The 23,062-nt window shown below is 70.6% G+C and carries 23 protein-coding genes; 10 read left to right on the top strand and 13 right to left on the bottom strand.

All coding sequences use genetic code 11. The features are described 5' to 3' along the window. Positions 1–27: 27 nt before the first annotated feature. The 4 genes from BJ959_RS04655 to BJ959_RS04640 all read right to left on the bottom strand — a co-directional run bounded on the left by BJ959_RS04655 (position 28) and on the right by BJ959_RS04640 (position 4,550). Entirely contained in the window at positions 28–1,026 is a 999-nt protein-coding gene (locus BJ959_RS04655; protein ID WP_207949334.1) for a bile acid:sodium symporter, read from the bottom strand. After that, entirely contained in the window at positions 1,023–2,765 is a 1,743-nt protein-coding gene (locus tag BJ959_RS04650; protein ID WP_153982874.1) for an AMP-binding protein, read from the bottom strand. Before BJ959_RS04650 ends, BJ959_RS04655 begins: the two co-directional genes overlap by 4 nt. Positions 2,766–2,902: 137 nt before the next feature. After that, the gene (locus BJ959_RS04645; protein ID WP_153982873.1) at positions 2,903–3,292 is read right to left on the bottom strand and encodes a VOC family protein; all 390 of its coding nucleotides are present in this window, start codon (positions 3,290–3,292) and stop codon (positions 2,903–2,905) included. A gap of 10 nt (positions 3,293–3,302) precedes the next feature. After that, entirely contained in the window at positions 3,303–4,550 is a 1,248-nt protein-coding gene (locus BJ959_RS04640) for a DNA recombination protein RmuC (protein ID WP_153982872.1), read from the bottom strand. A 150-nt stretch (positions 4,551–4,700) separates the two neighbouring features. Between BJ959_RS04640 and BJ959_RS04635 the strand changes: the two genes are divergently transcribed. The 4 genes from BJ959_RS04635 (at position 4,701) to BJ959_RS04620 (ending at position 8,948) form a co-directional block, all read left to right on the top strand. Then, complete coding sequence (locus tag BJ959_RS04635) at positions 4,701–5,615, top strand: LysR family transcriptional regulator (RefSeq protein ID WP_153982871.1); 915 nt, start codon at positions 4,701–4,703, stop codon at positions 5,613–5,615. Positions 5,616–5,737: 122 nt separating this feature from the next. Beyond that, positions 5,738–7,225: a CoA-acylating methylmalonate-semialdehyde dehydrogenase gene (locus BJ959_RS04630; protein WP_153982870.1), complete on the top strand. Its 1,488-nt coding sequence runs from the start codon at positions 5,738–5,740 to the stop codon at positions 7,223–7,225. Positions 7,226–7,372: 147 nt separating this feature from the next. Further along, on the top strand, positions 7,373–8,272 hold the full coding sequence (locus BJ959_RS04625; protein WP_153982869.1) for a phytanoyl-CoA dioxygenase family protein: 900 nt from the start codon (positions 7,373–7,375) through the stop codon (positions 8,270–8,272). A gap of 112 nt (positions 8,273–8,384) precedes the next feature. Continuing rightward, positions 8,385–8,948, top strand: coding sequence for an OsmC family protein (locus tag BJ959_RS04620; protein WP_153982868.1), 564 nt, complete (start codon positions 8,385–8,387; stop codon positions 8,946–8,948). A gap of 21 nt (positions 8,949–8,969) precedes the next feature. On the opposite strand, the gene BJ959_RS04615 is transcribed toward BJ959_RS04620, so the two are convergent. Further along, positions 8,970–9,584, bottom strand: a complete 615-nt coding sequence (locus BJ959_RS04615) for an exonuclease domain-containing protein (protein ID WP_153982890.1) — start codon at positions 9,582–9,584, stop codon at positions 8,970–8,972. Between the two features lie 101 nt (positions 9,585–9,685). On the opposite strand from BJ959_RS04615, the gene BJ959_RS04610 reads away from it, so the two are divergent. Both BJ959_RS04610 and BJ959_RS04605 read left to right on the top strand, forming a co-directional pair. Further along, a complete protein-coding gene (locus BJ959_RS04610; protein WP_153982867.1) occupies positions 9,686–10,636 on the top strand; it encodes an EamA family transporter in 951 nt (316 codons plus the stop codon). A gap of 28 nt (positions 10,637–10,664) precedes the next feature. Then, entirely contained in the window at positions 10,665–11,702 is a 1,038-nt protein-coding gene (locus BJ959_RS04605; RefSeq protein WP_153982866.1) for an LLM class flavin-dependent oxidoreductase, read from the top strand. Between the two features lie 12 nt (positions 11,703–11,714). Here BJ959_RS04605 and BJ959_RS04600 read toward each other — a convergent pair whose 3' ends face one another. Beyond that, complete coding sequence (locus BJ959_RS04600) at positions 11,715–13,574, bottom strand: glycoside hydrolase family 36 protein (RefSeq protein ID WP_153982865.1); 1,860 nt, start codon at positions 13,572–13,574, stop codon at positions 11,715–11,717. A gap of 130 nt (positions 13,575–13,704) precedes the next feature. After that, positions 13,705–15,549 (bottom strand): gamma-glutamyltransferase family protein, encoded by a 1,845-nt coding sequence (locus BJ959_RS04595; protein WP_153982864.1) that lies wholly within the window; start codon positions 15,547–15,549, stop codon positions 13,705–13,707. A 65-nt stretch (positions 15,550–15,614) separates the two neighbouring features. On the opposite strand from BJ959_RS04595, the gene ychF reads away from it, so the two are divergent. The 4 genes from ychF (at position 15,615) to BJ959_RS04575 (ending at position 17,702) form a co-directional block, all read left to right on the top strand. Then, entirely contained in the window at positions 15,615–16,688 is a 1,074-nt protein-coding gene (gene ychF / locus BJ959_RS04590; protein WP_153982863.1) for a redox-regulated ATPase YchF, read from the top strand. Positions 16,689–16,694: 6 nt separating this feature from the next. Next, a complete protein-coding gene (locus BJ959_RS04585) occupies positions 16,695–16,988 on the top strand; it encodes a hypothetical protein (RefSeq protein ID WP_153982862.1) in 294 nt (97 codons plus the stop codon). 150 nt (positions 16,989–17,138) lie between these two features. Beyond that, positions 17,139–17,333: a type II toxin-antitoxin system VapB family antitoxin gene (locus BJ959_RS04580; protein WP_153982861.1), complete on the top strand. Its 195-nt coding sequence runs from the start codon at positions 17,139–17,141 to the stop codon at positions 17,331–17,333. Between the two features lie 3 nt (positions 17,334–17,336). After that, positions 17,337–17,702 carry a PIN domain-containing protein gene (locus BJ959_RS04575; protein WP_153982860.1) on the top strand — a complete coding sequence of 122 codons (366 nt, stop codon included), beginning with the start codon at positions 17,337–17,339 and terminating at the stop codon, positions 17,700–17,702. Here BJ959_RS04575 and BJ959_RS04570 read toward each other — a convergent pair. Genes BJ959_RS04570 through BJ959_RS04545 form a run of 6 tightly spaced genes read right to left on the bottom strand, consistent with a single transcriptional unit; the run spans position 17,699 to position 23,044 of the window. Next, a complete protein-coding gene (locus BJ959_RS04570; RefSeq protein WP_153982859.1) occupies positions 17,699–18,274 on the bottom strand; it encodes a 1-acyl-sn-glycerol-3-phosphate acyltransferase in 576 nt (191 codons plus the stop codon). The genes BJ959_RS04575 and BJ959_RS04570 overlap by 4 nt on opposite strands. Before the next feature lie 59 nt (positions 18,275–18,333). Next, positions 18,334–19,554 (bottom strand): NAD(P)/FAD-dependent oxidoreductase, encoded by a 1,221-nt coding sequence (locus BJ959_RS04565; RefSeq protein WP_153982858.1) that lies wholly within the window; start codon positions 19,552–19,554, stop codon positions 18,334–18,336. 6 nt (positions 19,555–19,560) lie between these two features. Next, on the bottom strand, positions 19,561–19,755 hold the full coding sequence (locus BJ959_RS04560) for a ferredoxin (RefSeq protein WP_153982857.1): 195 nt from the start codon (positions 19,753–19,755) through the stop codon (positions 19,561–19,563). Then, the gene (locus BJ959_RS04555) at positions 19,755–20,648 is read right to left on the bottom strand and encodes a fumarylacetoacetate hydrolase family protein (protein WP_153982856.1); all 894 of its coding nucleotides are present in this window, start codon (positions 20,646–20,648) and stop codon (positions 19,755–19,757) included. The genes BJ959_RS04560 and BJ959_RS04555 overlap by 1 nt, the downstream gene beginning before the upstream one ends. Beyond that, on the bottom strand, positions 20,645–21,577 hold the full coding sequence (locus BJ959_RS04550) for a DODA-type extradiol aromatic ring-opening family dioxygenase (protein ID WP_153982855.1): 933 nt from the start codon (positions 21,575–21,577) through the stop codon (positions 20,645–20,647). The genes BJ959_RS04555 and BJ959_RS04550 overlap by 4 nt, the downstream gene beginning before the upstream one ends. 3 nt (positions 21,578–21,580) lie before the next feature. Continuing rightward, complete coding sequence (locus tag BJ959_RS04545; protein ID WP_153982854.1) at positions 21,581–23,044, bottom strand: aldehyde dehydrogenase family protein; 1,464 nt, start codon at positions 23,042–23,044, stop codon at positions 21,581–21,583. Between the last annotated feature and the right edge of the window lie 18 nt (positions 23,045–23,062).

Genomic DNA, 23,062 nt, shown 5'->3' with positions numbered 1-23,062 from the left:
GGCCCTGCCCCCGTCGTGCAACCTCGGCTAGAGCAGGTTCGGGATCTTCTGCTCGGCGGCCGTGTTCGCCCGACGGAACCAGATGGTCACGAAGGTCGACACGATCACGATGAACAGCGAGTACAGCGCCGGAACGATCAGGATGAGCCCGACGTTCGGGTCATCGGCGAACGACGCGAGCACGATCGCGATCGCGAGCGGGCCGTTCTGGATGCCCGTCTCGAGCCCGATCGTGCGCGCATTCGCCGGGTGCAAGCGAATCGCCCGCGCGATGCCGTACGCGATGAAGATGCCGAACAGGCCGAGTCCGATCGCCACCAGGTAGGTCTGCCATGGCGTGCTCGCCAGCAGGTTCCAGTTGCGCGGCACCCAGGTGGCCATGAGGAACAGGATGAAGAACACCCCGACCAGGCCCCCGAGCAGCTCCATCACCGCGCCGACGTTGGCGCTGTAGCGGCGCAGGATCATGCCGAGGATGACGGGCAGCAGCAGCATCAGCACGAGCGTCGCCACGATGTTGGTGAACGGGATCGTCAGCTGCGAATCCTGGGTGAAGATGAACGAGCCGTAGATCGCCAGCGCGAGCGGCGTCATGAGAACCGCCCACAGGGTGGAGTTCGTCGTCATGATCACGCTCAGCGCGAGGTTGCCCTTCGAGAAGTACGTGAAGATGTTCGACGTCGTTCCGGCGGGCACCGCGCCCATCAGCAGGGCGCCGAACGCGACGGGGATCGCATAGGCCGGGTCGAGCTGGAACAGGAAGAGCATGATCAGTCCGAACGCCAGCAGCGGCATGATGCCGAACTGGGTGACGAAGCCGATGATCAGGCCCTGCGGGCGCTTCAGCGCGAGCTTGAAGTCGCGCGGGGTCAGCCCGGCGCCCAGGCCGAACATGATCACGAAGACCATGATCAGCAGCAGGGTCTGCTCGAAGTCGGTGACGACTTCGTCGGGGTTCACCTGCGTCTGCGTGACGAAGGTCTGCGTCGCAAGGTTCTGCGCGGAGACGATGGGCGACGTGATCACGACAGTTCCCTTCCCTGGGTCTCGATACTGGCGGTGGCGGAGGTGACCGCCTCGGCCCGCAGCTCGCGCCGCAGGATCTTGCCGATCGGACTCTTGGGCAGCTCGTCGACGAACCGCACCGACTTCGGCACCTTGTAGGCGGCGAGGGTCTCGCGGCAGTGCGCGAGCACCGCGGCCTCGGTCGGAGCATCCGTGCCGGCCACGATGTAGGCCCGCACCGCTTCGCCCGACTTGTCATCGGGAATGCCCACCACGCCGACCTCGAGAACGCCGGGCAGGGCGGCGATGCGCTCTTCGACCTCGTTCGGGTACACGTTGAAGCCGCTGACCAGGATCATGTCCTTCTTGCGGTCGACGATGGTGAAGAACCCGTCGGCGTCCATCTCGGCGATGTCGCCGGTGCGGAACCACCCGTCGACCACGTTCGCCGCGGTCTCGTCGGGTCGGTTCCAGTACCCGAGCATGACCTGCGGGCCCTTGGCGGCGATCTCACCCGGCGTGCCGGGGGCGACCTCGTTGCCGGCGTCGTCGATGCACTTCAGCTCGGTCGACGGCACGGGAATGCCGATCGTTCCGGGCTTCTCGTTCGGGCCGAAGGGGTTGAAGCTGAGCACGGGCGAGGTCTCGGTGAGTCCGTAGCCCTCGACGATCGGCGTGCCCGTGACCTCCTCCCAGCGCACGTTGACGGCTTCGTGCAGCGCCATGCCGCCCGCGGCCGAGGCGCGCAGGTGGCGCGGGGGGCTGTCGAGGAACCACCGCTCGTTGAGCAGCGCGTTGAACAGCGTGTTGACGCCGGTCACCCAGGTGATCTTGTAGTTCTCGAACGCCCGCTTGAGGTTGCTCGGCGGTCGCGGCGAGGGAATCAGGATGTTGCGCGCGCCGAGCTTGTAGAAGCCGAGCAGATTCACCGTGAAGGCGAAGATGTGGTAGAGCGGCAGGGCCGTCATCGCCACCTCGACACCGGGGCGCATGTACCCGCCGCACATCTGGATCATCTGCAGGGTGTTCGACACCAGGTTGCCGTGCGACAGCATGGCGCCCTTCGAGGCGCCGGTCGTGCCGCCGGTGTACTGCAGGGCGGCGACGGTGTCGTGCCCGATGCCGGCGAGGTAGCCGGGGAGGGCATCCGCCGACTTCTTCGCGCGCCCCGCGGAGAGCGCAGCCTGGAACGCGGTGTGCGGCACAGTCACCTTCGGCAGCGTGCGGTTCCAGACCTTCTGCACCATGCGGATGATGCCGGCGACGACGGGTGGGAAGAACTCGCTGATCTTGACGGTGACCACCGTTTCGATGCTCGTCTGGGGCAGCACCTCGGGCAGTCGGTCGGCGAACATGTCGATGACGACGAGCGCCTTCGCGCCGGAGTCGGTGAACTGGTGCACCATCTCGGTCGGCGTGTAGAGCGGGTTGGTGTTGACCAGAACGAGTCCGGCCTTGAACACGCCGAAGGCGACCACCGGGTAGGCGAGGCAGTTCGGCATCTGCACGGCGACGCGGTCGCCCTGTGCGAGGCCGACGACCTCGCGCAGGTAGGCCGCGAAGTCGTCCGACAGAGCGTCGACCTGCGCGTAGGTGAGCGAGCCGTTCATGCCGTTGGGCATGCACTGCGTGAACGCGATCGTGCTCGCGTACTCGTGGCCGGATGCGCGCACCATGTCGGGCAGGTGGGAGAAGGTCACCTCACCCAGGTCGGGCTCGACATCGTCGGCGTAGTGGGGAAGCCAGGGGCGTTGGGTCATCGTTGATCTTTCGCCGAAGGGGGCACCGTCGGCGGGAGCACCGACGATGGTGAAACGCATTTCATGATATCCCGCGTCACCCATTCGGCACGGAGGTCTGTCGGAGCCCTCCAAAGAGACTGGTGACGGCAGCGCCGTCAGAGGGCGTTCTGCAGCACCGCGATGATGTTGCCGGCGGGGTCGGTGCACCAGGCGATGTCGGGGCCCTGCCCGGCCTCGATGCCCCGCACGATGCCGCGCTCGTCGTGGTCGAAGCCGGGGTATCGCGTGAACGCGACACCGCGGGCGGCGAGCTCGTCGACGGCGGCGTCGATGTCGGCCACCTCGAGGTTCAGCACGGTGTAGGTCGCCGGCACGTGGTCGGGCTTCGGGTAGATGAGCGCCCAGCCGCCGCCGGGGAGGTCGAGCGAGAGCTGCCCCATGCCCTCCACGGTCACCTCGAGCCCGAGCGTCTCGCGGTAGAAGCGGTGGGCCGCCTCGATGTCGGGCACCGCGAAGCCGGCGAAGGCGAAGGTGTACTCGGGCATGGCCCGCACGCTACTCCGGTGCGGGGCCGTCGTCGAGGGCGCTGTCGAGGGCCTCCGTCAGCTCCGCGGCGGTGAGTTGCCGCGGCTGCTCCTCGATGATCCGCGGAGCGGGGATCACCTTCGACTCGTCGAGGTTCTCGAGCCGGCGGGCCGTGACCAGCACCCGGGTCTCGAGCGAGCTCGCGAACTGGTTGTAGGCCTTGACGCTGCGCTCGATCGCCCCGCCGAGGGCGTCGGCGTGCTCGGCGAGTTTCGCGACCCGCGCGTACAGCTCTTTCGAGAGGTCGAACAGCTGCTTCGCCTCGTCCGTCAGCACCTCCTGCTGCCAGGTGAAGGCGACCGTCTTCAGCACCGCCCAGAGGCTCACCGGGCTCGCGAGGGCGATGCGCTTGCTGAAGGCGTACTCGAGCAGCATCGGATCCTTCTCGAGCGCCGCCGCGAGCAGCGGCTCGTTCGGGATGAACGCGATCGTGAACTCGGGGCTCGCCTCCAGCCCCGTGAAGTAGTTCTTCGCCGACAGCTGGTCGACGTGCGCCTTGACGCGCTTCGCGTGCTCGGCGAGCAGGCCCGCCTTGCGCGCCTGCTCGGCCGGGTCGGCGGTCGCCGGGATCGCACTGGCCTCGATGTAGCTGTTGTAGGGCACCTTCGCGTCGACCGCGATCGCCTTGCCGCCCGGCAGCGTCAGCACCATGTCGGGGCGGCGCGCGCTGCCGTCGGCGTCGATCGACTGCTGGGTCAGGAAGTCGACACGGTTGATGAGGCCCGCCGACTCGACGAGCGACCGCAGCTGCGTCTCGCCCCACACGCCGCGGGTCGCATTGTTGCTGAGCGCGCTCGCGAGCTGCTCGGCCGTCGCGCGCAGGCGGTCCTCCGCCTCGGTCGCCGCACGCAGCTGCTGGCTGAGCTCGCCGTGCTGGCGGCTGCGCTGCTGCTCCAGCTCGTCGACCTTCTGCTGCATGGCGCGCAGGGTCTGGGCGACGGGCGCCAGCGCCTCGAGCACGCGGCCCTCCTGCTTCTCGCGCGACTCGCGCTCCGCATCCCGCTGCCGGGCGAGGGCGAGCTGCTCATCGAGGGCGATCGCGCGGGCTTCGGCCTGCGCGACCCGCACCTCGGCGGCGGTCAGCTGCTGCCGCAGCGCGTCGTGCTCGGCGGCGGCGACCCCGCCGCTCGTGCCGCGCCGCCCGACCAGCAGGCCGACGACGGCCCCGAGCAGTGCTCCGACGACGAGACCCAGCAGCAGCGGTGTGAGGAACTCCATGCGCCCAGTGTCTCAGCCGCCCCCGACACCCGCCGGTGTCACAAATCACGGAATGTCGGGGGCGCGACTGCCTGCGCATGCGGAGGCGCGGGTGTCGAGGCGGCCGAACTCCGTGATTTGTGACAGGGGCGGGCGGCCTACGCTGGGCGCATGACCGCTGGGCCCGAGCCGCACGAGGTGAGCGCCGACGACCTGCGCTACCTGCTCGCGGTCGCGCGCGTCGGGCGGCTCGTGGCGGCCGCCGCGCTGCTGGGGGTCGACCACACGACCGTGCGGCGGCGGCTCGACCGGCTCGAAGCCGCCCTCGGCGCGCGGCTGCTCGACCGCGGCGCCGACGGCTGGCAGCTGACCGAGACCGGCCGCGCAATCGTCGAGAAGGCCGCCCCGCTCGAGGGCATCGTCGAGCAGGTGGTCGCGGCGGCCTCGGGCGGCGACGCCGTGCGCGGCACCGTGCGGGTCGCGGCGCCCGAGGGCTTCGGCTCGCTCTTCGCGGCCCCGGCGCTCGCGCGGGTGCGGGCCGAGCATCCGGGAATCGCGCTCGAACTGGTCACCTCGACCCGCCCGCTGAGCCTGCGCGGCTCGGGCTTCGACCTCGCCGTCACGGTCGGCTCGCCGGCGGGCGCCCGCGTGCGCGCCGAGCTGCTCACCGAGTACGCGCTGCGGCTCTACGCCGCGCCGAGCTACCTGGCCGCCCGGCCGGCGATCCGCCGCCTGGCCGACCTCGAGGGGCACGACCTGGTCTTCTACGTGGATGCTCTGCTCACGGTGCGCGAACTCGACCTCGCCGCCGAGCTCGAGGGCATGCGGCTCGGGTTCGGCTCGACGAACGTGTTCGCCCAGCTCGAGGCGACGCGGGCCGGAGCGGGCATCGGCCTGCTGCATGCCTTCATGGGCGAGGGTGCGGCGGGCCTGACGCCGGTGCTGCCGCGCGAGGTCGACTTCCGGCTGCCGTTCATGCTCTCGACCCGGCCCGACAGCCCCGCGGTCGATGCCGTGGCGATCGTGCGCGACGCCCTGCGGGCCGAGGTCGCGTCGCGGCGGGGCGAGCTTCTGCCGCCGCGCTGAGCGGCGCGGGCGGCACGGCGGGCGCTATCTGCATAATCGCACATCCCCTGTGCGCCGATGTCGCTTGAACGCAGAGCGCGCAGACCCCAGACTGAGCACGAACCCCTCGAGAAGGAGCCCCCATGTCTGTTGTGCAGCACTGGGTCGGCGGCGCCGCGTTCGCCGGCGCATCCACCCGCACCGCCCCCGTCTACAACCCCGCCACCGGCGTCGCCCAGCGCGAGGTGCTGCTCGCCACGACGGCCGACGTCGACCACGCCGTCGCCACCGCAAAGGCCGCGTTCCCGGGCTGGTCGGGCACCTCGGTCGCGAAGCGCCAGGCGGTCATGTTCGCGTTCCGCGAGCAGCTCAACGCCCGCAAGGACGAGCTCGCGGCGATCCTCACCAACGAGCACGGCAAGGTGCTGAGCGACGCCGGCGGCGAGATCGCGCGCGGCCTCGAGGTCGTCGAGCTCGCGTGCAGCATCCCGCAGCTCATGAAGGGCGAGTACAGCGAGAACGTGTCGACCGGTGTCGACGTGTACTCGATCCGCCAGGCGCTCGGCGTGGTGGGCATCATCAGCCCCTTCAACTTCCCGGCCATGGTGCCGCTGTGGTTCTTCCCGCTCGCGATCGCGGCCGGCAACACGGTCGTGCTGAAGCCCTCGGAGAAGGACCCGTCGGCCGCCATCTGGATGGCCGAGCTGTTCAAGCAGTGCGGCCTGCCCGACGGCGTCTTCAACGTCGTCAACGGCGACAAGGAGAGCGTGGATGCTCTGCTCGAGCACCCCGACGTCGCGAGCATCTCGTTCGTCGGCTCGACGCCGATCGCCAAGTACATCTACGAGACGGCCTCGAAGCACGGCAAGCGCGTGCAGGCGCTCGGCGGCGCGAAGAACCACATGCTCGTGCTGCCCGACGCCGACCTCGACCTGGTCGCCGACTCGGCCGTCAACGCGGGCTTCGGCTCGGCCGGTGAGCGCTGCATGGCCATCTCGGTCGTCGTCGCCGTCGAGCCGGTCGCCGACGCACTCATCGAGAAGATCCAGTCGCGCATGGCCACGCTGAAGGTCGGCGACGGGACCCGCAACTGCGACATGGGCCCGCTCATCACCGACGTGCACCGCGACAAGGTCGCCAGCTACCTCGAGATCGCCGAGCAGGACGGCGCCGAGATCGTCGTCGACGGCCGCGGCATCGAGGTCGACGGCGATCCGAACGGCTTCTGGCTCGGCCCCACCCTGATCGACAAGGTGCCGACCAGCTCGAAGGTCTACACCGAGGAGATCTTCGGCCCGGTGCTGTCGGTCGTGCGCGTGAAGAGCTACGACGAGGGCCTCGCGCTCATCAACGGCTCGCAGTACGGCAACGGCACCGCGATCTTCACGAATGACGGCGGTGCCGCCCGGCGCTTCCAGAACGAGGTCACGGTGGGCATGGTCGGCATCAACGTGCCCATTCCCGTGCCGGTCGGCTACTACTCGTTCGGCGGCTGGAAGAACTCGCTGTTCGGTGACGCGAAGGCGTACGGCACGCAGGCGATCCCGTTCTTCACCCGCGAGAAGGCGATCACCTCGCGCTGGCTCGACCCGAGCCACGGCGGCATCAACCTGGGCTTCCCGCAGAACTAGCGGACAAGCCCCGAGCGCCCGTGAGCCCCAGATCTGGGGCTCACGGGCGCTTTGTGTTGCTCAAGCCGCCGTTTCGGAGTCAATCTGCGGGCGAAGGCGCGGCTGTGCGGAGTCCCACCGCCGAGCCGCAAAGGTATGATGTATCGCATGACCACGGCCGTTCATGCCCCGCTCGTGATGCACGACAGCATCGACGAGTACTTCGTCGCCCAGTACGCCCGCGACGGCTACGCGATTCTGCGCGGCGCGCTCACCCCCGCCGAGGTCGACGCCGTCAATGCCGAGGCCCTCCGAATCTGTCGAGCAGGGCTGAATCCGGTCGACGGCGCGGGCGACGCGGTGGCGGATGCTCACCCGGGCCAGTCCGACGCCGACGTGCTGCGGCAGTACCTCTGCATCCACCACCCGCACAAGATCAGCGACGTTGCCCGGCAGATCATGCGGCACCCTCGGATCGTCGACGGCCTCACGCGGGTGATCGGCCCGAACGTCAAGGCCATGCAGTCGATGCTGTTCATCAAGAGCGAGGGGAAGCCGGGGCAGGCCTGGCATCAGGACGAGCACTTCATCCCCACGCGCGACCGCTCGCTCGCCGGGGTCTGGATCGCCCTCGACGACGCGACGACCGACAACGGCTGCCTCTGGGTGCTGCCCGGCTCGCACGCGCGCGGCGTGCTCTACCCCGACCGCGAGCAGACCGACGAGCGCTTCGACTGCACCGACGAGGCCTACGGGTTCCCCTACACCGACGATGACGCGGTCGCCGTCGAGGTGCCGGCCGGCGCGGCGCTCTTCTTCAACGGCTACCTGCTGCACCGCTCGCTCGAGAACAGCGGCACGCACGGCTACCGGCGCGCGCTGGTGAACCACTACATGAGCGCCGAGTCGCTGCTGCCGTGGCAGAACAGCGAGGGGCGGTACTTCGCCGAGTACGACTTCCGCGACATCGTCATGGTGGCGGGGGAGGACCCCTACGCCTACAAGGGCCTGCGCGACCTCAGCGTTCCCGGTTCACGCGCCGACAAGTCGGGCGGCTGCGACCGCTGAAGCCGCATACTGTGTTGCGCTTCGTGACGCCGCGTGACGCCCCGTGACGCGCCGCGACGCCGTGTGACGGGCGGGGTCGACGGGGCGGGCATCCCCTCGTACCGTCGCCCTCATGACTCTTCTCACCGCACCCTCCGCCTCCCCGTCCGTTCCCGAGGTCAGCGCCGACGAGCGCGCGGCTCGACTCATCGAGGCGGGTTCCGCCTGGGGCGCGCGCATCGGCGCCGACCCGACCACCGCTCAGCTCACCTACCGTGTCAGCGGCGAGGGTGAGGGCTCGGTCGCCTCGAGCATCCGCGCCGGCAAGCACACGTTCCTCGTCGACGAGCCGGGCGCCCTCGCGGGCGACGACGTGGCCGCGAGCCCCGTCGAGTACGCGCTCGGGGCGCTCATCTCGTGCCAGATCGTCGTCTACCGCCTCTACGCGCAGGGGCTCGGCATCGAGGTCGACGACATCCGCATCGACGCCGAAGCCGATCTGGATGCGCGCCGCCTGTTCGGCATCGACGAGACCGTGCGGGCCGGCTTCAGCGACGTGCGGCTCACGATCACGATCACGGGCCCCGAGAGCGACGAGCGCTACCAGCAGCTGCGCGAAGTCGTCGACGCGCACTGCCCCGTGCTCGACCTGTTCGCCAACCCGACGCCCGTCAGCGCGGTCGTGCGCACGGCCTGAGCCGCCCGTTCTTGCGCGGCCCTAGGCCAGCGCGGCCGGCCGACGGTCGGCCGCCTCGGCCTCGGCCGCCACGCCGGTGCGCCCGACGGCCGTGCCGCATGCCCGCGCCAGGTCGGCCAGCTCGGTCACGTCGTGCCGCTTCGCCGCGTGCACGATGATCGCGGCGCACGCCTCGGCATCGGCGAGGGCGTCGTGGTGCGGGAAGTCCTCGAAGCCCGCGGCCATCGCCGCCACGGGCAGCCGGTACGAGTCGAGGTGGTACGTCCTACGGGCGACCCGCAGGCTGCACACGTACGACAGGCTCGGCACCGTGAGCCCGCTCGCCTGCTGCGCCGCGGTCAGCACGCCCATGTCGAACCCCGCGTTGTGGGCGGCGAGGGTGTCGCCGTCGACGAACTCCAGCAGAGCATCCACCTGATCGGCCCACAGGGGCGCGTCGACGATGTCGGCCGCCGTGATGCCGTGGATGCGGGTGTTCCACTCGAGCATGTCGTCGAAGCCGAACGGCGGGCGGATCAGCCAACTGGCCGTGTCGACGACGCGACCCTCGCGCACCTTCACGAGCCCGACCGAGCACGCCGAGGCCGCGTGGTTGTTGGCGGTCTCGAAGTCGATCGCGGTGAAGTCCAGCGGCACCCCTCGATGGTGGCACGGGCCGCCGACGCCGCCCTCCCGGCGCGCGGATGCGCGGGCTCGCGCGCGGGGGAGCGGATGCATGACGGCTCTAGCCTTGACGGGTGCACCTGCTCCGCCGCTACTCGCCCGCCGTGCTCGCCCAGCTGTTCTGGGCGATGAACTTCGTCGTCGGCGACCGCGTGATCGCCGAGTTCACCCCGCTCGAGCTCACCTTCTTCCGCTGGCTCGGGGCGTTCCCGATCCTGCTCGTCATCACGCTGTGGATCGAGCGCGACCAGCTCGACAAGTGGAAGCTCGCGGCGAAGGAGTGGTGGATCCACATCGTCCAGGCCGTGCTGGGCATGGTCGGGTACACCCTGCTGCTCTATGCAGCGCTCGACACCACCTCGGCGGTCAACGCGAGCGTGATCAGCGCCATCAACCCCGCGGTGATTGCGCTCGCGGCGGTCGTGGTGCTGGGGGAGCGCATCCGTCGCGGGGGTGTGCTCGGCATCGCGATCTCGTTCGTCGGCGTCGTCATCGTCGTGCTGCTCGGCGGCCCGGCCGGCCCCGCCGGGGTGACCGTCGCGATCGGCGACCTGCTGATCCTCGGCGCGATCCTCGCCTGGACGGCCTACGTGATCATCAGCCGCCGCATCCAGACCCCGCCGATCACGGCGACGACCGTGCAGGTCGGCATGAGCGCCCTCATGCTCGCTCCCGTCATGGCACTCGTGGGCATCCAGGCGCAGCCCTCGACCGAGGGCTGGTGGGGGCTCGCGATCATCATCGTCTTCCCGAGCGCGCTCGCGTACCTGCTCTGGAACGTCGCCGTCACCCAGCTCGGCCCCTCGCGCACGGGCGTCTTCCTGAACCTGCTGCCGGTGTTCACCGCGGTCATCGCGGTCGCGCTCGGCGACCAACTGACGATCTGGCAGGTGATCGGCGGCCTCATCGTGCTGGCCGGCGTGTACCTGACGACGCGGCCGGGGGCGACGATTCCGGGGCCCGTTCGGTCCGGGCCAGCGCTGTCCGCGTCGGATGCGGCTGCCGAGGCGCCCGCGCGGGAATAGTTCTGCATGCACACGCATTGACCCGAGCATGACGAAGCTGGGGTTCCTGTCGTTCGGCAACTGGATGGGTGTCGCCGGATCGCGCACGCGCTCGGGCGCCGATGCCCTGCTGCAGGGCATCGAGCTCGCGGTGGCGGCCGAGGAGGTCGGCGTCGACGGCGCGTACTACCGCGTGCACCACTTCGCCCAGAACCACTCCAACCCCTTCCCGATGATGGCGGCCGCGGCTGCTCGCACGAGCCGCATCGAGCTCGGCACCGGCGTCATCGACATGCGCTACGAGAACCCCTGGTCGCTCGCCGAGCAGGCGGGCGCGACCGACCTCATCAGCGGCGGCCGCCTGCAGCTCGGCATCAGCCGAGGGTCACCCGAGACGGTCGTCGACGGCTGGCGGTACTTCGGCTATGAGCCGGCCGACGGGCAGACGGATGCGGACATGGCCCGCGAGCACACCGACCTGTTCCGCCGCGCGATCGACGGCGAGGGCTTCGCGCCGGGCAACCCGCGCATGATCGGCACCGACCGCCCGCAGGCGGTCACCCCGCAGTCGGAGGGTCTATACGACCGCATCTGGTGGGGCGCCGGCACCCGCGCGACCGCCGTGTGGACGGCCGAGCAGGGCATGAACCTCATGAGCTCGACCCTGCTCACGGAGGACACCGGGGTTCCGTTCGATGAGCTGCAGGCCGAGCAGATCGCGATGTTCCGCGAGACCTGGGCGACCCGCGGCTGGACGCGGGAGCCCCGCGTGTCGGTCAGCAGGAGCATCCTGCCGATCATCGACGAAGAGACCGCCTACTACTTCGGCGTGCAGGCGCAGGGCGAGCAGCGCGACCAGGTCGGCATGCTCGATGGCGCGCGCTCGCGCTTCGGCCGCTCGTACATCGGCGAGCCCGACGTGATCGCCGCGGAGCTGGCGCGCGATCAGGCGGTGCGGGATGCGGACACCCTGCTCGTCACGGTGCCCAACCAGCTCGGCGTCGAGTTCAACGCCCGCATCCTCGAGGCGATCGTGCGCGACATCATGCCCGTGGTCGACGCGGAGGTCGTGCCCTCGCTCGCGTAGGGAGCGGTCGGGTCAGGCGGGGCGCACGCTGAGGGCGAGGCCGTCGGCGCGCGCCGTGTCGAGCGGGATGCCCGCGGCAAGCTCGGCCGCGGAGACTCGATGCTCGGCGCCGCTCCACTCGTCCCGCACGATCCACGCGTCGACCGCCGCCGATCCGCTCGCGTCGAGCGCGGGATGCCACCGCACGACCTGCCCGATCCCGACGTCGGAGACCGCGAAGGCGGCGAGCTGCGCGCCGTCGGGCCGGGGGCTGTAGGCGAGTCCGGTGACGCCGGCCGCCGAGCCCCACACCCCAGCGGGAGGGCCCGAGAGCACGGGTGGCACCGCGCGAGCATCCGTCGCCGCGGTGCGCCAGGCGCGGTAGATCTCGACACCGCGCGCGATCGTGTCGCGGTGCTCGGCGCTCCAGCCCGGCAGGTCGCCCATGAGGATCCAGGGGCCGCCCACGAGGTAGGGCGCGAGCTGCGCGCGCAACGGCAGGTGCGGCTCGTCGCCCATGTACTTGCTGGTCCACGACGACGGTAGGTACGTGCCGAGGCCGAGGGCCGCGAGCCGGTTCTCTTCTGACCGGCACCAGTCGTCGCCGATCGTCGTGTCGTGGTGGGCGATCATCTGGAGGTCGAGGGGCTTGCCGCCGTTCCAGCAGTTCTCGATGAGCAGGTGCGGGTGCCGCTCGCGCAGCGTCGCGAGCACGTGGTACCAGCCGCTCACGCCCGCCGCCTCGCCCGCGCCGGGGTCGTGGGTGTGGTGGTCGGCGTCGCAACGGCTGATCGTCTCGAAGTCATGCAGCAGCCAGTCGACGCCGTCGCGCACGAGGCGGTCGAGGCAGGCGAGCACGTGGTCGCGCGCGGGCTCGTGCCCGAGGCATAGCGAGTGGGTGCGGTGCGACACGATCTGCGGGCGGCCGTTCCAGGTGGCGAGCCAGTCGGGGTGCGCCGTCGCGACCGCCGAGTCGGGAGCCGCGTTGCCCGCGCCCACCCACAGCCCGAGCTTCATGCCGCGGTCGTGCGCGAGCGCGGCGATGCCGGCGACGCCGCCCGTGTAGCCGGCCTGGGCGTTCCAGTCGCCGACGTGGTCCTCCCAGCCCTTGTCGACCGTCACGACCTCGACGCCGAGGTCGGCGGCGACGTCGAAGAACGCCGTCACCCTCTGAGGGTCGATGTCAGTGCCGAAGCCCCAGGTGTCGGCGATGAGCGGCGGCGACATGTCGGCGGCGCGGTTCGGGATGCTCGCCGCGAGCAGCGCGCGCAGCCAGCCCTCGGCAGCCTCGTGGTCGCCGAGCCCGTGGCGCACGAGCAGGCCCGGGAGGGCATCCGTTGCCGGGAGCTCGGCGGGCCGGAAGGTCTGCCAGGGCAGGCGCGTCTGCACGGTGAGCCCGTGGTCGTCGGCGAGCAGGTCGAGCAGCACGCAGTCGCTGCGGTCGAGCGCCGTTGCGAGGGCGACCGGCCGGCCGTCGGCGTCGCGGCCGGCGGCGGTGCACCAGCCGGCGGCGTCCTGGTAACGCTCGTGCGGCTCGGGGGAGTGCCCGACCGTGCGGTAGAGCACGCCGTCGTGCCGCTCGCCCTCGGGGAAGTCGAAGGGGGTCAGGGTGCCGCGCACGTCGTCGTGGTTGAGCACGGCGGCGTCGGCGACCGAGTAGGCGCCGCTCACGAGGGTGCGCGGCCTGGCCGGGGTGACGGCGAGCTCGTCGATGCGGAAGCCGCGGAACTTCGCGTCCCACGTGAAGGGGTGCAGCACCCGCACGGTCACGTCGTGCCAGTCGTCGAGCCGCAGGCGGGCGGCGATCGTGTCGCCGGGCAGCGCGCCGATGCGATCTCCGGAGTGGGCAGGACGCTCGGGGTGCGCGACGATGCGCTCGAAGCCGTGGGGCATGAGTTAGATCATACCTTTGAGGGTGCTCGGCCGCGGTGGCGAATGTTCTGCTGAGCCAATGTGCCTCCCGCGGCACGTGCCGCGAGAGGCACATTGGCTCCAGAGGAAAGGCCCCTGGGCTGATCGCGGCTCAGCGGCCCGCAGCGTAGCCCTGGTGGCCCCGCGAGTTGGCCGCGGCGAACATCCACCCTCGATCGGGGTCGATGCCGACGGCACTGAGGCGGCCGAGGCTCCACGGGCCCATGACGGTGACGGCGTGCCCGCGGGCCCGCAGCTCGTCGATCACCGCGTCGCCGAGTCGCGACTCGACCGTCAGCGACGCGGTCTGCACGGTGCGCGGCTCGAACGAGGCGACCATGGCGTCGGTGTGGAACATGGGCGCATCGATCGCCTGCTGCGGCTCGTAGCCGCCGACGATACGGCGCAGCAGGTAGAGCAGTTGCCACTGGTCCTGCTGGTCGCCGCCCGGCGTGCCGAGCGCCTCGACCACGCGCCCCTCGCGCGCGAGAATCGTCGGCGACAGCGTGCTGCGGGGGCGGATGCCCGGCTCGAGCGCCGACGGAGACGCGGCGTCGAGCCACATCATCTGCAGGCGCGTGCCCAGGGAGAAGCCGAGCGCGGGGATCGTCGGCGACGACTGCAGCCAGCCGCCCGACGGCGTCGCCGAGATCAGCGTGCCGTGGCAGTCGACGACGTCGAGGTGGCAGGTGTCGCCGCGCTGACGCCCCGCGCGGTCGAGCGTCGGCTCGCCCGAGCCCGGCAGGGGAGCGGCGGCGGTGCCCGCCTCGCGCACCGGCGGCATCCAGGGCTCGCGCCCGCCGGGGCGACCGGGTCTCACCTCGCGTGAGGCGGTCTCGCCGATGAGGGCGGCACGCTCGGCGGCGTAGGCCGGGTCGAGCAGGTCGGCGAGCAGTGAGGCGGGGTCGATCCTGCGCGCGACGAGTGCAGCGGGGTCGGCGAACCAGGCGTCGCGATCCGCGAGCGCGAGCTTGAGCGCCTCGGTGATCGTGTGCACGCCGAGCGCCGTCGAGGGGTCGAGCCCCACGTCGCCCCGCTCGGCAGCGACCGCGTCGAGAATCGCGAGCGACTGCAGCAGGGCCGGCCCCTGCGTCCACAGACCGGCCTTGAGCACCTGCACGCCGCGGAAGGTCAGCGACGCCGGCTCCTCCTCGGCGGGCGCGTACGCCACGAGGTCGGCGGCCGTCAGCACGCCGGGCAGCTCGCCGCCGATCGAGTGCCGCACGGGCGTCCCCACGAACTCTTCGACCGCCTCGCCCACGACCTGCGTCCAAAGCGTGATGGCCGCGTGCACGCGGGCCTCGCGTGTGCCGGCGGGGTCGCCCGCAGCCGTGAGGCGCTCGAGCAGGGCGGCCCAGGGGGCGTTGGTGATCATGTCGCCGGGCTCCGGGATGCGGCCGGAGGGCATCCACTGCGCCGCGGACGTCGGCCAGTGCTGCTTGAACAGCGGCGCGACCGCGCGGATCGTGCGCACCACGTTCTCGTGCACGGGGTGCCCGTCGCGCGCGTAGCCGATCGCCGGGGCGAGCACGTCGCGCAGCTCCCAGGTGCCGCGCGTCGCCAGCAGGTGCAGCCAGGCGACGACCGAGCCGGGCACGGCGGCGGCGAGCGGCCCCGCGCCCGGGATCTCGTCGAGCCCCAGCCCGCGGTAGTGCTCGATGGTCGCTGCGGCAGGGGCGGCGCCCTGACCGGCGAGCACGAACGGATGCTCTCCCGCGGGCGCCACGATCGCCGTCAGGTCTCCGCCCGGTCCGTTGAGGTGCGGCTCGACGACGTGCAGCACGAACGCTGCGGCGACGGCGGCGTCGACGGCGGTGCCGCCGCGCTCGAGCACCGACTGCGCGGTCGCGGTCGCGAGCCAGTGCGTGCTCGCCGCCATGCCGAACGTGCCGCGCAGCTCGGGGCGGGTGCGGTCGGCGGGCGGCGAAGTGAAGTCGGCGGAGGCGGTGGAGCTCATGCCCCCACGCTAGCCACGCCCGCTCCACCCACCCGCCCGCCGTCCCGCCGGTAGGCTGGTCCCTCGTGGCTCTCACTATCGGCATCGTCGGCCTGCCCAACGTCGGCAAGTCCACCCTCTTCAACGCGCTCACGCAGAACGACGTGCTCGCCGCGAACTACCCGTTCGCGACGATCGAGCCCAACGTGGGCGTCGTCGAGCTGCCCGACCCGCGGCTGAAGGTGCTCGCGGGCATCTTCGGCAGTGAGCGCATCCTGCCCGCCACGGTGTCGTTCGTCGACATCGCGGGCATCGTGAAGGGCGCGAGCGAGGGCGAGGGCCTGGGCAACCAGTTCCTGGCGAACATCCGCGAGTCCGACGCGATCGCGCAGGTGGTGCGCGCCTTCACCGACAGCGACGTCGTGCATGTCGCAGGCCAGGTCGACCCGGCCAGCGACATGGAGACGATCAACACCGAGCTGATGCTTGCCGACCTGCAGACGCTCGAGAAGGCGATCGTGCGGTACGAGAAGGAGGTCAAGGGCAAGAAGGTCGACCCCGCCGTGCTGCAGACGGCGCTGGATGCTCGCGCCCTGCTCGAGGCCGGCACCACCCTCTCCTCCGCGGGTTTCGACGCCTCGCCGATCCGCGAGCTCGGCCTGCTGAGCGCGAAGCCGTTCATCTACGTGTTCAACGTCGACGAGGGCGTGCTCGGCGACGCGGGCCGCATGGCCGAGCTGGCGGCGATGGTAGCCCCCGCCAAGGCTGTCTTCCTCGACGCGAAGATCGAGAGCGAACTCATCGGCCTCGACCCGGAGGACGCTGCCGAGCTGCTGGCCTCGACCGGCCAGACCGAGAGCGGCCTCGACCAGCTGGCCCGCATTGGCTTCGACACGCTCGGCCTGCAGACGTATCTGACGGCCGGCCCGAAGGAGTCGCGCGCCTGGACGATCGGCAAGGGCTGGAAGGCCCCGCAGGCCGCCGGCGTGATCCACACCGACTTCGAGAAGGGCTTCATCAAGGCCGAGGTCATCGGCTTCGACGACCTCGTCGAGTGCGGCTCGGTCGCCGAGGCCCGCGCGCGCGGCAAGGCGCGCATCGAGGGCAAGGACTACGTCATGCAGGACGGCGACGTGGTCGAGTTCCGCTTCAACGTGTAGCAGAGGATGAGCCTGCGCGATCGCTTCGACGACCGCTCGATGCTGCTGGCCGACCTGCTCTTCGAGTACGACCTTCTCGGGGTCTACGACGACGCAGACATTCGCCCGGATGACGACGAGGAGTACGACGACCTCGTCAGCACTCTGCGTGACGGTCTCGATGGCGGCCTGTCGTCTGCGGAGCTGAGTGAGGTGTTCGCAGCGGCGCTTCGCTCGCACTACGGACTGGACAGGGCGACCGCGGCGGATGAGTTGCCATTCATCGAGCGAGTCCACGCCCGCTGGCACCAGACTGCATAGTCCTCTGCTGCAATGTGCCTCTCGCGGCACGTGCCGCGAGAGGCACATTGCAACAGCGCGATTCGGCACCGCGGTGAGGGCGAGGTGTCCACGCACACCCGAGTACGAGTAGGCATGGCACAGCGCATCATCTGGTGCTAATCTGCGTGCATGAGAACGACGGTCACGCTCGACGACGACCTGCTCGCGAAGGCGGCTGAGCTGAGCGGGACGACCGAGCGCACTGCGCTGCTCCGCGAGGGTCTCACCGCGCTGATCGAGCGCGAGAGCGCTCGTCGACTCGCTCTTCTCGGCGGCAGCGACCCGTCGGCGAGCGCGGCACCGCGGCATCGCGACGTCGCCTGAGTCGTGATCGTCGTCGACACGTCGATCTGGATCGACCACCTCCACCACTCAGAGCCAGCCCTGGTCGATGCGCTCGGTCGCGGCGCCGTGCTGCAGCACCCCATGGTTATCGGAGAGCTCTCACTCGGGACCCTGCGCGACCGCGACACCGTGCTGGGGATGCTCGCGAACCTGCCAGCGTCACCGGTGGCCAGCCACGGCGAGGTCGCGCGGTTCGTCGATGCGCACGAGCTGTATGGCCAGGGGTTGAGCCTCGTCGACGTTCACCTGCTCGCCTCGGTCACGCTGGCGCCGGGGGCGACCCTCTGGACTCGAGATAAGAGGTTGCAGCGCGCGGCCGAGCGACGTGGTCGCTCACACGGCAGCTAGGACGCGAGCTCCTCGCGCAGACGCGGCTCGACCCGGTGCTCCGGGCGCACGCCCGACTTGTCGGCGTAGAACGCGCGGATCACGGTCATGTCGGCAGCGACATCCCCCGTCAGCTCGATCGTCGGCCCGAGGCCGGTCGTCATCGTGGTGCGGTCGACGTAACCGAGCGTGACGGGCAGGCCCGCCTCGCGCGCGATGCGGTAGAAGCCCGACTTCCAGTGCGTGTGGCCCTTGCGGGTGCCGTCGGGGGTGACGACGAGGCCGAAGATCTCTCCGGCGCGGATGCGCTCCAGCACCTCCCCGACGACCGCAGCCGGCGACTCGCGGTCGACGGGGATGCCGCCGAGGCCGCGCATGATCGGCCCCCGCCAGCCGCGGAACAAGCTCTTCTTGCCGAGCCAGCGGAAGCGCATGTCGAGCTTCCACGCGATGCCGAGCATGAACACGAAATCCCAGTTCGACGTGTGCGGGGCACCGATGAGCACCGTCGGGCGGTCGGGGGCCGGCTCGCTCACCAGTCTCCAGCGGCTGAACGTCCAGAAGATGCGCGCGACGAAGCGACGGAAGACCATGCGACAACAGTACGTCGGCGCTGCCCGGGGGTCGGAACGGACGAGAACGCTCTGCCGGGCTACGCCCGCGCGGGCGCGGCGAAGCGCGTGCGGTAGCTCTGCACGAGGCTCCGCATCCCGATGCCGCAGACGCCGACGAGCTCGTCGCCGCGGTAGTACTCGAGCACGCACTCGTCGTCGAGCGCGCCCGCGACGAGCTCGCTGCGGTCGGCGAGGTACGTCATGCCGAAGGCGAGAACGTGGGCGTCGTATTGGTCGCTCCAGAACGAGGGCAGCGGGGCGAAGCCCTCGGCGACGAGCGGTGCGCAGTCTTGGCCGGCGAGCTGCGCGGCGAGGATCGCGCCCGCGCGCTTGCCCGTCTCGGTCGGCAGGTTCCAGTGCTCGACCCGACGCGGAACGTCGTCGAACAGCGGGTTCGCATAGCGGGCGACATCGCCGACGGCGACGATCTCGGGGTGCACGGTGCCATCGACACCGATGGCGCGCAGGCCCGCGTCGACGAGCACACCGTCGGTCGCGTCGAGACCCGAGCCCTGCAGCCACTCGGTGTTCGGGTCGCTGCCGATCGCGACGACCAGCACGTCGCACTCGAGCATCACGCCGCTCGTCAGGATGACGCGCTCGACATCGGGTTCGCCGACCAGGCCGAACAGCGACTCGCCGCAGAAGAAGCGCACCCCGTGCGCCTCGTGCCGTCGCCGCATCTCGGCGCCGAGCTGGGCGCCGAGCGCGCGCTGCAGCGGCACGCGGCTCTGCGACACTATCGAGACGTTCGCGCCGTTCTTCGCCGCCGTCGCCGCGATCTCGCAGCCGACGAAGCCCGAGCCGAGAATGACGACGTTCGCGCCCGGTCGCAGCGCGGCCCGCAGGGCGACGGCGTCGTCGAGCGTGCGCAGCACGTGGATGCCGCCGAGCCCGTGGGTTTCGATCGGCAGCGGCTTCGGGCGCAGCCCCGTCGCGATCACGAGCGCGCGGTACGGATGCTCCTGCCCGGTCTCGTCGACCACCACGCGCTGCTCGACATCGAGCGCGGTGGCCGCCCGGCCGAGCACCCACTCCACGCCCTCCTCGAGGGCCGAGCGGATCGGGAAGGCCACGTCGGCGTGACCCTGCCCCTCGGTCTGCAGAAGCTCCTTCGACAGCGGCGGCCGGTTGTACGGCGCGTGCGCCTCGGCCCCGAGGAAGGTGATGGGCCCCGCATAGCCGGCGCGCCGCGCACCCTCGGCGGTGCGCAGGCCCGCCATCGAGGCTCCGACGATCAGCAGCGGAGCATCCGTCATCGCCGACTACTCCTTGGTGAGGAAGATCGCCTGCATGGGGCAGACGTCGGCCGCCGACTCGAGGTCGGCGAGCATGTCATCGGGCGCCTCGGCCTGGTACTCGAGCTTGTCGTCGGCATTCAGCTGGAACACCTCGGGAGCCTCGAACACGCACTGGCCGTAGTGCTGGCACTTGTCCATGTCGACGTAGATCTTGATCATCAGTTCTTCTCCTCGGTGCTGGCTTCCTCGATACGGGACGGGTACAGGTCTTTCGACGGGGTGCGGATGCCGCGGAACTCCCAGTCGCCGCCGAGCGCGGTCGAGACGACCTCCTCGCTCGAGGTCGGCTGGGCGCCCACGTCGGTGCGGATCGGCTCGGGGCCCTCGACGACGTGGTTGGTGAGGCGGCCGAGGCCGTCGACCTCCACCTCGACGATGTCGCCCGGCTGCACCGGCCGCGAGTTCGCGGGCGTGCCCGAGTAGATCATGTCGCCCGGCACGAGCGTGATCGTGCGGGCGAGGTCGGCCACCAGGTAGTGCATGTCCCACTCCATGGTGTCGGTCGAGTCCTCCTGGACGACCTTGCCGTTCACGAGGGTGCGGATCGTCTTGCCGCGGAAGTCCCAGTCGGTCACGAGCCCCGGCCCGACGGGGGCGAGCGTGTCGCTGCCCTTGACGCGCAGCATCGAGCCCGCATCCGTGTCGCGGAAGTCGTGCAGACCGAAGTCGTTGCCCACGGAGTACCCGGCGATGTAGTCGCCCGCCTCGGCGGGGGAGACGTTGCGGCAGGTCTTGCCTATGATGATGACAATCTCGCCCTCGTAGTTGAGCCACTGGCAGCCGCGCGGACGCACGACGGCGCCCTTGTGGCTGTTGAGCGCCGTGATCGGCTTGTGGAAGTACGTGGGTGCCGGCGGCAGCTTCGTCATGAACTCGTCGCTGCGGCTCGGGTAGTTCAGGTGCACCGCGATGATCTTGGTCGGCTCGGTGGGCGGCAGGTGCACCGCCTCGTCGACCCCGACCGTGCGGCCATCGGATGCGCGCAGCTCGTCGCCGTGCCGCACCACCTGCACGGCCGCCCCGTCGAGGAGGATGCGGCGGTACTCGGTCACGCGGCACCCGCCTCGACAGAATCGTCGCGCGACAGGGTGACGTCCTTCGGCAGCGGGAAGCCGCCCTCCGGCTCGGGGAAGTAGATGTGCACCTGGCCGGTGCCGATCGAGTTTTCGTACTCGGAGTACATGACGCCCTTGGCCGTGTTGGCCTCCTCGCCGGTCGCGCCGGCCATGGTGAGCCAGTGGCTGAAGTTGGCCTCGGGCTTGAACTTCTTGAACTCGTCCATGGTGTCGAGGATGCGCTTGTGGTCGCCGGCCTTCATCCGCTCGATGCGCTCGAGGTCGGCCTCGCGCGCCTCCGGGCTGTAGATGTGCTTCGGGTCACTGGCCTCGTGCTTGCGCAGGTCGCGCAGCTTGTAGAAGGTGTGCGACAGCGCGCCGGAGGCGAGCAGCAGCACCTTGCGGTCGCTGTCGCGAATGGCCTCGCCGAGCGCACGGCCGGCCCGCAGGAAGTCGTCGGTGGTCGCCGTCTGGCAGACCGACATGCTCACCCAGCGCTTGTCGAGCCCGCGCCCGAGGTAGTGCCAGAGGTTGACGGTGGCGTAGAAGATCGGCAGGTGCGGGTCGCTGATCGGCGTGACCCAGGTGCCGTTCTTCTCGTCGTAGTTCGCGACGGCGCGGGCGAGCTCGGGGTCGCCCTTGAAGGCGTAGGGGATCTGCGACATGCCGCGCGGCAGCTCCTCGCTCGTGAAGAGCCCGCTGCGCTCTGCCTGCGCGGTGATGACGAACTCGACCGTGGTCGCCCAGTGCGAGTCGAGCACGACGACGGTGTCGTAGTCGAGGGTCTCCATGACCTCCGCGCGCAGGCGCTTGAGACCGGGAACGAGAGTGATCTCCTTGCCCTCGTTCAAGTCGTACCGCACGTCCTGCGGCAGCATGATGGTGGGCACGTGCGCGAGGATCGCGGCGCCGACGACCTTTCCCATGACTTACTCCTTCCACCCTGCGGGTGCGTAGACGGTGTTCTTGACGTCGGCGTAGAAGTCGAACGACCACACGCCGCCTTCGCGGCCGATGCCGCTCTTCTTGCTGCCGCCGAAGGGGGCGGCGAGGTCGCGGACGAAGAAGCAGTTGACCCAGATGGTGCCGGCGACGAGATTCTTCGTCAGCCGTTCGGCGCGCTCGCGGTCGCCGCAGACGACGACGGCGGCGAGGCCATACTCGGTCGCGTTGGCGACCTCGACGGCCTCCTCGTCGGTGGCGAAGGTCTGCATCGCGAGTACGGGGCCGAACACCTCGGCGGTGAGGATCTCGCTGCCCGGCTTCGCGCCGGTGATGAGGGTGGGCCGGAAGTACAGGCCGCCGAGATCGTCGTTGGGCCCGCCCCCGAAGGCGATCTGCGCCCCGTCGGCCTGCGCGCGCTCGACGAAGCCGGCGACCCGCTCGAGGTGCACGCGGTGGATCTGCGGGCCGATCTGCGTCGCCTCGTCGCGCGGGTCGCCCTGCACGATCTGCGCGGCGCGGGCCGCGACGCGCTCGGCGAAGGCGTCGGCGATCTTCTCGTGCACGAGCAGGCGCGTGCCCGAGAGGCACACCTGGCCGGCGTTGTCGTACTGCTCGATCGCCAGATCGACGGCGAGGTCGAGGTCGGCGTCGTCGGTGACGATGAACGGGCTCTTGCCGCCGAGCTCGAAGCTGACGGGGGTGAGGTTGTCGGCCGCCGAGCGCATGATCGCCTTCGCGGTCGGCACCGAGCCGGTGAACGCGATGCGGGCGATTCCGGGATGCGCCACGAGGGCCGCACCGACCTCGGCGCCGTAGCCCTGCACGACGTTGAACACGCCCGGGGGCATCCCGGCCTGCTCGGCCAGATCGGCGAAAACGCTCGCGGTCAGCGGCGTCCACTCCGCGGGCTTCAGCACGACCGTGTCCCCGGCGGCGAGGGCCGGGCCGATGCGCCAGGTGGCGAGCATGAGCGGCGCGTTCCAGGGGGTGATGATCGCGGCGACGCCCGAGGGGTCCCACGTGACGACGTTGTCGTGCCCGCGGGTCTGCCAGACCGGGTGCTCGAGCCTCTGCATCGCCCAGTCGGCGAAGAAGCGGATGTTCATGGCCACGCGCGGCATGACGCCGCGGCGGTGGCTGCGCAGCAGCGATCCGTTGTCGAGGGTCTCGAGCTGCGCGAGCGGCTCGATGTTCGCCTCGATGAGGTCGGCGAGTCGGTGCAGGATGGCGCCGCGACTCTGGGGGCCGAGGTCGCGCCAGCCGGGGAACGCGTTGCGGGCGGCCCAGACGGCGGCGTCGGCCTCGCCCGCGCCGCCGCGGGCGACATGGGCGAGCACGGTGCCGTCGATAGGGGAGATGCTCTCGAACGTCTGCTCGCTCGCGAACCGCTGGCCGCCGATGTAGTGCCGGGTGTCGACGGTGAGGCCGGCCAACTCAACCTGATGCACGCGGTTGCTCCCTTGCTG

Origin of the sequence: Microcella frigidaquae (assembly GCF_014200395.1) — a bacterium.
Classification (GTDB): Bacteria; Actinomycetota; Actinomycetes; order Actinomycetales; family Microbacteriaceae; genus Microcella; species Microcella frigidaquae.
The sequence above is the reverse complement of the archived record's forward strand: the minus strand, read 5'-3'. Positions and strand labels throughout refer to the sequence as shown.

What these genes read in the sequence shown, in the direction of transcription:
- BJ959_RS04635 (WP_153982871.1), top strand. Translation starts at nt 4,701, where the DNA reads ATGACCGCTGGGCCCGAGCCGCACGAGGTGAGCGCCGACGACCTGCGC.
- BJ959_RS04600 (WP_153982865.1), bottom strand. Translation starts at nt 13,574, where the DNA reads ATGCCCCACGGCTTCGAGCGCATCGTCGCGCACCCCGAGCGTCCTGCC.
- BJ959_RS04620 (WP_153982868.1), top strand. Translation starts at nt 8,385, where the DNA reads ATGACTCTTCTCACCGCACCCTCCGCCTCCCCGTCCGTTCCCGAGGTC.
- BJ959_RS04560 (WP_153982857.1), bottom strand. Translation starts at nt 19,755, where the DNA reads ATGATCAAGATCTACGTCGACATGGACAAGTGCCAGCACTACGGCCAG.
- BJ959_RS04580 (WP_153982861.1), top strand. Translation starts at nt 17,139, where the DNA reads ATGAGAACGACGGTCACGCTCGACGACGACCTGCTCGCGAAGGCGGCT.
- BJ959_RS04595 (WP_153982864.1), bottom strand. Translation starts at nt 15,549, where the DNA reads ATGAGCTCCACCGCCTCCGCCGACTTCACTTCGCCGCCCGCCGACCGC.
- BJ959_RS04605 (WP_153982866.1), top strand. Translation starts at nt 10,665, where the DNA reads ATGACGAAGCTGGGGTTCCTGTCGTTCGGCAACTGGATGGGTGTCGCC.
- BJ959_RS04650 (WP_153982874.1), bottom strand. Translation starts at nt 2,765, where the DNA reads ATGACCCAACGCCCCTGGCTTCCCCACTACGCCGACGATGTCGAGCCC.
- BJ959_RS04565 (WP_153982858.1), bottom strand. Translation starts at nt 19,554, where the DNA reads ATGACGGATGCTCCGCTGCTGATCGTCGGAGCCTCGATGGCGGGCCTG.
- BJ959_RS04625 (WP_153982869.1), top strand. Translation starts at nt 7,373, where the DNA reads ATGACCACGGCCGTTCATGCCCCGCTCGTGATGCACGACAGCATCGAC.
- BJ959_RS04585 (WP_153982862.1), top strand. Translation starts at nt 16,695, where the DNA reads ATGAGCCTGCGCGATCGCTTCGACGACCGCTCGATGCTGCTGGCCGAC.
- BJ959_RS04630 (WP_153982870.1), top strand. Translation starts at nt 5,738, where the DNA reads ATGTCTGTTGTGCAGCACTGGGTCGGCGGCGCCGCGTTCGCCGGCGCA.
- BJ959_RS04550 (WP_153982855.1), bottom strand. Translation starts at nt 21,577, where the DNA reads ATGGGAAAGGTCGTCGGCGCCGCGATCCTCGCGCACGTGCCCACCATC.
- BJ959_RS04640 (WP_153982872.1), bottom strand. Translation starts at nt 4,550, where the DNA reads ATGGAGTTCCTCACACCGCTGCTGCTGGGTCTCGTCGTCGGAGCACTG.
- BJ959_RS04645 (WP_153982873.1), bottom strand. Translation starts at nt 3,292, where the DNA reads ATGCCCGAGTACACCTTCGCCTTCGCCGGCTTCGCGGTGCCCGACATC.
- BJ959_RS04570 (WP_153982859.1), bottom strand. Translation starts at nt 18,274, where the DNA reads ATGGTCTTCCGTCGCTTCGTCGCGCGCATCTTCTGGACGTTCAGCCGC.